An 8743-nucleotide genomic window follows, 5' to 3' on the forward strand; every position below is an offset into this window, starting at 1 on the left:
TATGGCGGAGAAGAAAAACGGCCGCCGTTCGCAAGCCTGGTTCGGCGGTACCGACAAGCGCAGCACGATCCACAGGGCGTGGATGCTCAATCAGGGGACGCCGCCGGATAATTTTGACGGCCGCCCGGTCATCGGAATTTGCAATACCTGGAGCGAATTCACACCTTGCAATGCTCATCTGCGCGATCTGGCCGAACGGGTCAAGCGGGGCGTGCTTGAGGCGGGCGGCGTGGCGTTCGAGTTTCCCGTGATGTCTCTTGGCGAAAGCAGCATACGGCCGACAGCCATGTTGTTTCGCAATCTTGCAAGCATGGATGTCGAGGAGAGCATCCGAGCCAATCCGATGGATGGCGTCGTCTTGTTGTGTGGATGCGACAAGACAACCCCGTCACTGGTGATGGGTGCGGCAAGCTGCGACCTGCCGACCATCGTTGTGTCGGGCGGCCCGATGCTGAACGGAAAGCACCGCGGCTGCGATGTCGGATCGGGTACAGCGGTCTGGAAGATGTCGGAGGACATGCGTGCCGGCGAGATGAGCCCTGAGGCGTTTATGGATGCCGAACAGGCCATGTCACGCAGCGCCGGCAGTTGCATGACCATGGGAACCGCCAGCACCATGGCCAGCATGATGGAGGCGATTGGTCTGGCGCTGCCCCAGAATGCGGCGACGCCTGCGGTGGACGCGCGGCGGCGAACGCTTTCGCAATATTCGGGGCGTCAAATTGTCGATCTGGTCCGCAGGAATATCCGGATGTCGGACATCGTGACACGTCGGTCGCTTGAGAACGCGATCCGCGTCAATGCGGCCATCGGCGGTTCGACCAATGCCATTCTTCATATGATCGCCATTGCCGGCAGACTTGAACTTTCACTGACCAGCGAGGACTGGGACGAGATCGGCCGGGATATTCCAACAATCCTGAACCTGCAGCCGTCGGGCAAATATCTGATGGAAGATTTTTATTATGCGGGCGGGCTGCCGGTCGTGATGAAGTATCTGCTCGATCGCGGATTGCTGCACGGCGATGCGAAGACTGTCAGTGGAATGACGGTCGGTGATCAGGTGGAAGGAGCCGAGAACTTCAATGACGATGTCATTCGCAGCGATGGAGCGCCGTTGACCGAAAGCGGTGGCATTGCGGTGCTGCGCGGCAATCTTGCGCCACTTGGCGCGGTCATCAAGCCGTCCGCGGCGACAGCGGAACTGATGCAGCATACAGGACCGGCTGTCGTGTTCGAGGATATCGACGACTACAAGGCGCGGATAGACGATCCCGACCTGGATGTATCCGAAGACAGTGTTCTCGTGCTCAAGAACTGCGGGCCGAAGGGTTATCCAGGTATGGCCGAAGTCGGCAATATGGGGCTGCCGTCCAAACTGTTGAAACAGGGCGTACGCGACATGGTCAGAATTTCCGATGCGCGTATGAGCGGCACCGCGTTCGGTACCATTGTCCTGCACGCCGCTCCCGAAGCGGCTGCGGGCGGGCCGCTTGCACTCGTGCGCGACGGGGACATCATCACGCTCGACGTTGAGAAGCGCCGGCTGGAGTTGCAGGTTTCCGACGAAGAGTTGAACGAGCGCCTGAAATTCTGGACCGCGCCTGACCCCGCCATGCGGACTGGATATCAGAAACTCTATGTCGACCATGTGCTTCAGGCCGATCGCGGCGTTGATCTCGATTTCCTCGTCGGCAAGCGCGGCGCTGATGTTCCGAGGGATTCCCACTAGCCGCGTTGACGATCAGATCTTCGCAATACATGGCGGACATCGAACCGGATCACGGCGGCCTCATTGCCGCTCTGCAGTTCACCGGTCGGGACGGACCTGTCGATATCCTGCGTCCCGCGCCGTCTCTTGGCGGATATATCGATGGCCTGCCGGTGTTCGGTTGCTTTCCGATGGTGCCATTCGCAAACCGGCTGACGGTTCCTGACTTGCCGATGGAAAACGGCGTTGCGCGATTTCCGATCAACTGGCCATCCGAAGGTGTTGCAATGCATGGGGTGGCATTTGCAAGCGCTTGGCAAGTCGAGTCCCTTCAGGACGATCGTGTCCGGCTCTCCAACGCGATAGGAGATCTGGATGGTCGATTTCTTGGGACCGCGAAGCAGGATTTGAGCCTGTCGGATGATCAGGGGTTGCAGGCACAGTTGAGCTATCGCCACCAGCATGAAAAAGCGATGATTGCCGGGGTCGGGTTTCACCCCTGGTTTCATGCGCCGGTGGGCGAGGTGCCTTTTGCGATCGGCTTCAGCGCCGCCGATCGCTTCGAGATGGGATCGGATCAGTTTCCCGTCGGCTACACACGCGTCGATGCAAAGCGGATTGGGCTGAATAATGATGATAACGGCCTCGACACCTGCTTTGCGGGGTGGTCCGGAGAAGCGCATCTGCGTCGCCCGTCACAGTCGTTGGCCGTCAATATCCGTTCAGACGCATCGATATTGCACTGTTTTATCGCCGGAGCATTTGACGCCGTTTGCCTTGAGCCTGTAAGTCACATCCCCGGCGCTGCGCATGATGCGCGTTGGCGTTCAAAAGGCCCAATGCGGCTTCTGAATACGGGCGAGGAGATTTCTTTGGAAATGACCATATCTGCGGCAACATGCGATGACGTTGACCGCCCCCGCAACGGGGCGCGGGTATGACGGCTTTCAATTTGCCGGCAAACGGCACCTATCTCGGGCGTGTCTGGAACCCGGCGGTGGAAGGACCCTCGGTTGTCACGATCCGCGACGACCGGCTTATCGACATTACCGGCAGGCAAGCGCCGCTGGTGCGCGACATCTGCGAAATGGATGATCCGGCCGGATATGTGCGCAGTGCCGCGGGCGTCGATCTCGGGCCTGTTTCGGCGATCGAAACCAATCGTCCGGGCGATCCGGCCGCCGTTCATTTCCTGGCACCGTGCGATCTGCAAAGCGTGAAGGCCTGCGGCGTGACCTTTGCCAGTTCCATGGTGGAGCGCGTTATCGAAGAGCGTGCAGCCGGCGATCCGCAGCTTGCCGAGGATATCCGCAGCCGGGTTGCCGCTGCGATCGGCGATAGCCTGCGCGATATCAAGGCCGGGTCGGACGAGGCCGCAAAGGTCAAGGCCGCTCTGATCGAAGAGGGGCTGTGGAGCCAGTATCTGGAAGTGGGGATCGGTCCCGACGCCGAGGTATTTTCCAAGGCGCAGGTGCTTTCGTCCGTCGGCCCCTTGGCCGAGGTCGGCCTGCACCCGATTTCACGGTGGAACAATCCCGAACCCGAGGTGGTTCTGGCCGTATCGTCTGCCGGGCGCGTTGTGGGCGCAACGCTCGGAAACGATGTCAATCTGCGCGATGTCGAGGGGCGCTCAGCGCTCCTGTTGAGCAAGGCCAAGGACAACAATGCGTCCTGCGCCATCGGTCCCATGATCAGGCTGTTTGACGCGACGTTTTCACTTGATGACGTGCGTGCTGCCAAGATCGACCTCACGGTCACGGGCGAAGACGGATTTGAGCTGAAAGGCCATTCGTCGATGAAGGAAATCAGCCGCGATCCGCAAGAGCTTGTCGCTCAAACGCTGGGGCGGCATCATCAATATCCGGACGGCATCGTCCTGTTTTTGGGAACGCTCTTCGCACCAACACAGGATCGTGATGCTCCAGGAGAAGGTTTCACTCACAAACTGGGCGATGTGGTTGAAATATCTGCACCGCAGTTGGGACGGCTGACAAATACTGTACGGCTTTCCACTGAATGTACTGAATGGACCTTCGGCATCAGTCATCTGATGCGTAATCTTGCAAAACGAAACCTTATTTGAGGACCCGATATATGCTGAACGGAACACATCTGGTTGCCGGTGAATGGATTGGCAGCGACAACAGTTTTTCAAATGAGCCGGTGAGTGGTGAAGCCGATCAGTTTGCTGTCGGAACGGTGGAACTGGTCAATCGCGCCGTTGAACAGGCCGAAGCTGCGTTTGCCAGCTACTCTTCGCTTGCACGTTCCGAGCGGGCTAAGTTTCTCAGGGCGATTGGCGATGAGATCGACGCACGGGGCGATGCGATCACACAAACGGGCATGAAGGAAACCGGCCTGCCGGAAGCACGGCTGATCGGCGAACGCGGCCGCACGGTCGGGCAACTCAAGCTGTTTGCTGACCATATCGAAGCGGGTGACTATCTCGATCGCAGGCACGATCCGGCGCTTCCGGATCGCGCGCCGCTGCCGCGTCCCGATCTTCGCCTGATGCAGCGTCCGGTCGGGCCGGTGGCAGTGTTCGGCGCCTCGAATTTCCCACTGGCGTTTTCAACGGCAGGCGGCGATACAGCGGCTGCACTGGCCGCAGGCTGTCCGGTTGTCGTCAAGGGCCATTCGGCGCATCCGGGTGTCAGCGATCTTGTGGCGCAGGCTATCGACGCGGCGCGTATTGCATGCGGCCTTCATCCCGGCGTCTTCAGCCAGATACAGGGCGGCAACCGTGCCGTCGGTCAGGCGCTTGTCCAGCACCCGCTGATCAAGGCGGTCGGCTTTACCGGTTCGCTTGGCGGCGGCCGGGCTCTTTTCGATCTTTGCGCCAGCCGCCCCGAGCCAATTCCGTTTTTCGGGGAACTGGGTTCAGTCAATCCGATGTTTATCCTCGACAGTGCCCTTGGCGGGCGCGGCGGCGATATCGCAGCCGGATGGGCCGGATCGCTGACCATGGGCGCGGGCCAGTTCTGCACCAATCCCGGCATTGCGGTGGTTAAGGCCGGGCCGGAGGCCGACGCCTTTATCGAAGCAGCAGCAGCGGCGCTTGAAAAGGTCGACAGTCAGGTGATGCTGACCGGCGGCATTGCCTCTGCCTATCATTCAGGCCGTGACCGGGTTGCCGGGTCGGCGGGTGTGCGGACGGTTTTGACCACGATCTGCGATCTGCGTAACGCAACGCCCTATCTTTTCGCCACGACCGGTGCGCAATGGCTTGCCGATGAAGAACTCGGCGAAGAGGTGTTTGGCCCGCTCGGAATGGTCGTTGTTGTCGAAAGCGATGACGAGCGTATGAAGGTGGCGCAATCGCTTCAGGGTCAGCTGACCGCGACCATTCACATGGATGATGCGGATGCACCTTTGGCGCGCGATCTTCTGCCGGTGCTGGAACGCAAGGCCGGCCGGCTGTTGGTCAACGGATTTCCGACTGGCGTGGAGGTTTGCGATTCCATGGTCCATGGCGGCCCCTATCCCGCATCCACCAACTTCGGAGCGACGTCGGTCGGTACCATGTCCATTCGCCGCTTTCTTCGTCCGGTCTGCTATCAGAACATCCCGGAAAGCATTCTTCCGGACGATCTGCGCTAGAATTGAAACACCGGAACCGGCGGTCAGGTGGCTGCCGGTTCCGAAAACAGATGCCGATCTAGCCGGCCAGGAACATAAGCGACCCCATCACCAGCAGAGCAATGAAGATCGTCTCGATCGAGATGATCGCAATCGCACGCGTGCCGACGCCCATCAGGCTCTTGAAGGATGTCTTTATGCCGATCCCAACAATGCCGGCGACAAGAAGCCAGCGCGACAGGCTGACGAGGAGTTCAAGGGCGACGTCGGGAAGCACCTGGAAGCTGTTCAGTGTCACCGCCGCGCAAAAGCCGAATATGAATGGTGGGAAAAGCGACAGGACCGGACCGCCTTCCTTTGATGCGAATGCGAAAGTAAACAGCAATATGACCGGCACAAGCAGTGATACGCGAAACAGCTTGATGACGGTTGCGACGTCTCCCGCTTCTCCGGATACAGAATAGCCGGCGCCGACGACCTGGGCGACATCGTGAATGGTTGCCCCAAGGAAGATGCCGGTCGTCTGATCGTCAAACCCGACAAGCGATGCGATAATCGGATAGACCACCATCGCGATCGTGGACAGTGTTGTCACCGCGACGACCGTAAAGATCGTGTCGCGTTCACGTGTCTCGCTTTTGGGCAGGATACTGGCGATGGCGAGTGCGGCCGATGCGCCGCAGATCGCAACAGCGCCGCCCGTCAATACGCCGAACCGGGCACGCCGCCCCAGAAGATAGGACAGGCCGATTCCCAGCATGATCGTGGCGGCAACTGCACCGGCAACAAGGCCGATGGTGGATAATCCGAGGTCGGAAATCTGGTCGAAGGTGATGCGGAAACCAAGCAGCGCGACACCGGTTTTGAGCAGTGTCTTTGAAGCAAACTCGACCCCAGGCTTTGCTGCCTCGTCTTCCGACAGAAAGTGAAAGGCCAGCCCGAGCAGCAAGGCAAAAAGCATCTGCGGCGCTGCGTAATGATCGGACAGGAACTGGGCGGCGGCGGCGACGGTGAGGCAGCAAAGGACGCCCGGCATCAATTGTCTGAAGGGTATGGTCATGTCTACTTAATCCGGCAGGAGGGAGAGGCCGTTGTGCCGACCGGGACGGCGGCGACGGGCTGAACTGCAATTCTCTCGACAATATCGAATCTGGCCGATGGTGTAGAGGGCCAACTCTTGCGAACGGGCTGTCCATTGTCTCAATTCTTCGGTCGGCCCGGTTCCGATGATTTTCGCAAGCAATGGGCTAGAACGTCATCGAGAGAGTTGAAGAAGGCGGCGTCGGGGAAAAGGCCGCGCAATTGTCCGCGGGTTTTTTCATTGATGTCATCGACGTCCTGGGCAAAGGCGAGCCGGACGTTTGTCGCCGCCAGTTCCTCGGAAATTTCACGCAAGGTCCGGGTAGCTGTGTAGTCAACATCATCGACGGCGGATGCATCCAGGCACAGCCAGCGCAGCGGCGGGCGGGCCTGCCTTGCCAATTGGAGGATCTCCGACTTCATGCGCTCTGCATTGGCATAGTACATGCTGTGATTGAAGCGGTAGATGATGAGCCCGGGAGCTGCTTCGGCACCGCTGTCCAAGGGCTTGCCGCGCCAGCGGCCGGAATCCTCCCGAACGATGAGAAGGTTTGTCGGCCTGTATCCATGGCGGGTGTGGACGACCAACGAGAACAGGATGGCAAAGACGATGCCCTGTTCCACCCCGAAAGCGACAACAACGCCGGCCGTGACGATGGCAACCCAGAATTCGGGCCGCCGCCGGCGATGGATTTCGCGAAGCCCGTCAATGTCGATGAGTTTCAAGCCGATCAGAAACACCACCGCGGACAAGACAGCCTCGGGCAGGTAACTCAACGGCCTGGTCAGGAACAGCAGGGTCAGCAGGACAACCAGGGCGGCACAAAGCAGCGAGAGCTGACTGCGACCGCCGGCGGCATCCACCATCTCGGTCTTGGTAGGGCTTCCGTTGACAATGAAGGTGCCGCTTAGCCCCGCGCCGATATTGGCTATCCCCAGAGCTCTCAAATCCTGTGTCTCGTCCAGCCGCTCGCCATATCTATCCGCGTATGCCCTTGCGGTTGCGGTGCTTTGCGCGAGGACGACAACCACCATTGCAAGGGCTGTCGGCAGGAGTTGCCATATCAGGGCGAAACTTAAAGAAATCTGCGGAATGGAAAATTGCGGCACGCCCCCTGGCACCGTTCCGACAACCGGCATATGAGAACCAAGATCAAACAACCAACTGGCGGCGATCGCGCCGATGACCGCCAGCATCGCGGCGGGAATGGCGCGGCCGGTCCGGTTTTCCATGAGCTTGCCGCCGGTGATCACGACAATCACCGCGATTGCCATGGCAATCGCGGCAAAATTGATATCGAAGGTCCGCTGCGATGCGAGCCGGATCATCATCAGTGTTCCCCGGTGTGGTGCGTCGAAACCAAGCAGATCCGACAACGCGCGCAGGGCAACCTGTATGCCCACGCCGGTAAGAAAACCGACGAGCACCGTTCGCGACAGGAAGTCAGCCATGAAACCAAGGCCGATGGCGCTTGCCGCGACAAGCAGCAGGCCGACAACAATCGCAATCAGGCCGGCAAGGGCAACATAGTCCGCCGAGCCGGTCGCGGCCATCGCCGCAACGCCGCTTGCCAGGATGGCGGCGGTTGCCGAGTCCGCTCCGACAACCAGATGTCTGGATGATCCAAGCAGAGCGAAGAGGACGGCGGGGATCAAAAGGGTATAAAGGCCGGTGACAACCGGTGTGCCTGCAATCTTGGTGTAGCCCATGACTTCAGGGATCGCGAGAGCGGCAAGGGTAATGCCGGCAATGATTTCTGCCGGCAGGCGTTTGCGGTCTATCGGCAGGACCGCGGCAAGAATATGGGATTTAAGCCAGCCGGTGAAGTTGCGGCCGGACATCATGATTTTTCTGAAACCGGCATCGTTCAGTCCCCCGCTCAATCCTTGGCAGACAATGCAATACCATGATCGCGGCGGGGGTGGCGAGAACAGGCGTTTGTTTGCCGGATCGGTTATGTCTTTGGAGAAAAACGACAGCGGACACCAAATCCCTGGTCATCCAGGCGCGCGGATATTGCCGGTTTTCGGTGCCGCTGTCGCAGGGTTCGGTTTTAGACCTGTTTGTGACGCCACTCTGTGGTTTTGGCCACAATTTCCAACAAGAGGAGTTTTTAATTTAAGCAGGCTGGTGATGTGCGAAAACGTCGCGCTTCGGGCCTTTGAAACAACGCCCGTGCATCCCCATATGGTAAAAGCGTGAGCGTCTGAACTCTCCCGAATTTTTGACGGGAAATACACAGTTGTTTTCCGGCGGCACGGCAGCATCAAAAAAAACTCGTTTTTTTGAAAGATTGCTGTTGACGGGAAATTTGTTTGGGGCTTATAAGGCGTCCGTAACGAGGGCGGTTGGCCGCTGGCGGCGGTTTTTTT

7 protein-coding genes are annotated in these 8743 nt (G+C 59.3%); 4 read left to right on the forward strand and 3 right to left on the reverse strand.

Going from position 1 to position 8743, the window contains the following annotated elements; translation table 11 throughout:
- The first annotated feature begins 1 nt into the window (after position 1).
- From OQ273_RS23650 to OQ273_RS23665, 4 genes are read left to right on the forward strand one after another with little or no spacing between them, the layout of a single operon-like run.
- Positions 2-1732 (forward strand): IlvD/Edd family dehydratase, encoded by a 1731-nt coding sequence (locus tag OQ273_RS23650; RefSeq protein WP_267993565.1) that lies wholly within the window; start codon positions 2-4, stop codon positions 1730-1732.
- A gap of 5 nt (positions 1733-1737) precedes the next feature.
- Positions 1738-2652, forward strand: coding sequence for an aldose epimerase family protein (locus OQ273_RS23655; protein ID WP_267993566.1), 915 nt, complete (start codon positions 1738-1740; stop codon positions 2650-2652).
- On the forward strand, positions 2649-3794 hold the full coding sequence (locus OQ273_RS23660; protein ID WP_267993567.1) for a fumarylacetoacetate hydrolase family protein: 1146 nt from the start codon (positions 2649-2651) through the stop codon (positions 3792-3794). The genes OQ273_RS23655 and OQ273_RS23660 overlap by 4 nt, the downstream gene beginning before the upstream one ends.
- 11 nt (positions 3795-3805) lie before the next feature.
- A complete protein-coding gene (locus OQ273_RS23665; protein WP_267993568.1) occupies positions 3806-5311 on the forward strand; it encodes an aldehyde dehydrogenase (NADP(+)) in 1506 nt (501 codons plus the stop codon).
- Positions 5312-5369: 58 nt separating this feature from the next.
- On the opposite strand, the gene OQ273_RS23670 is transcribed toward OQ273_RS23665, so the two are convergent.
- From OQ273_RS23670 to OQ273_RS23680, 3 genes are all read right to left on the reverse strand, one after another.
- The gene (locus tag OQ273_RS23670) at positions 5370-6350 is read right to left on the reverse strand and encodes a YeiH family protein (protein ID WP_267993569.1); all 981 of its coding nucleotides are present in this window, start codon (positions 6348-6350) and stop codon (positions 5370-5372) included.
- 140 nt (positions 6351-6490) lie between these two features.
- Positions 6491-8212 carry a SulP family inorganic anion transporter gene (locus OQ273_RS23675; RefSeq protein ID WP_271292131.1) on the reverse strand — a complete coding sequence of 574 codons (1722 nt, stop codon included), beginning with the start codon at positions 8210-8212 and terminating at the stop codon, positions 6491-6493.
- Between the two features lie 156 nt (positions 8213-8368).
- A partial coding sequence (locus OQ273_RS23680) for a hypothetical protein (RefSeq protein WP_267993571.1) occupies positions 8369-8743 on the reverse strand: 375 nt, incomplete at its 5' end.

The organism is Hoeflea prorocentri (assembly GCF_027944115.1).
GTDB lineage: Bacteria > Pseudomonadota > Alphaproteobacteria > Rhizobiales > Rhizobiaceae > Hoeflea_A > Hoeflea_A prorocentri.

What these genes read in the sequence shown, in the direction of transcription:
- OQ273_RS23650 (WP_267993565.1), top strand. Translation starts at nt 2, where the DNA reads ATGGCGGAGAAGAAAAACGGCCGCCGTTCGCAAGCCTGGTTCGGCGGT.
- OQ273_RS23660 (WP_267993567.1), top strand. Translation starts at nt 2,649, where the DNA reads ATGACGGCTTTCAATTTGCCGGCAAACGGCACCTATCTCGGGCGTGTC.
- OQ273_RS23665 (WP_267993568.1), top strand. Translation starts at nt 3,806, where the DNA reads ATGCTGAACGGAACACATCTGGTTGCCGGTGAATGGATTGGCAGCGAC.
- OQ273_RS23670 (WP_267993569.1), bottom strand. Translation starts at nt 6,350, where the DNA reads ATGACCATACCCTTCAGACAATTGATGCCGGGCGTCCTTTGCTGCCTC.
- OQ273_RS23675 (WP_271292131.1), bottom strand. Translation starts at nt 8,212, where the DNA reads ATGTCCGGCCGCAACTTCACCGGCTGGCTTAAATCCCATATTCTTGCC.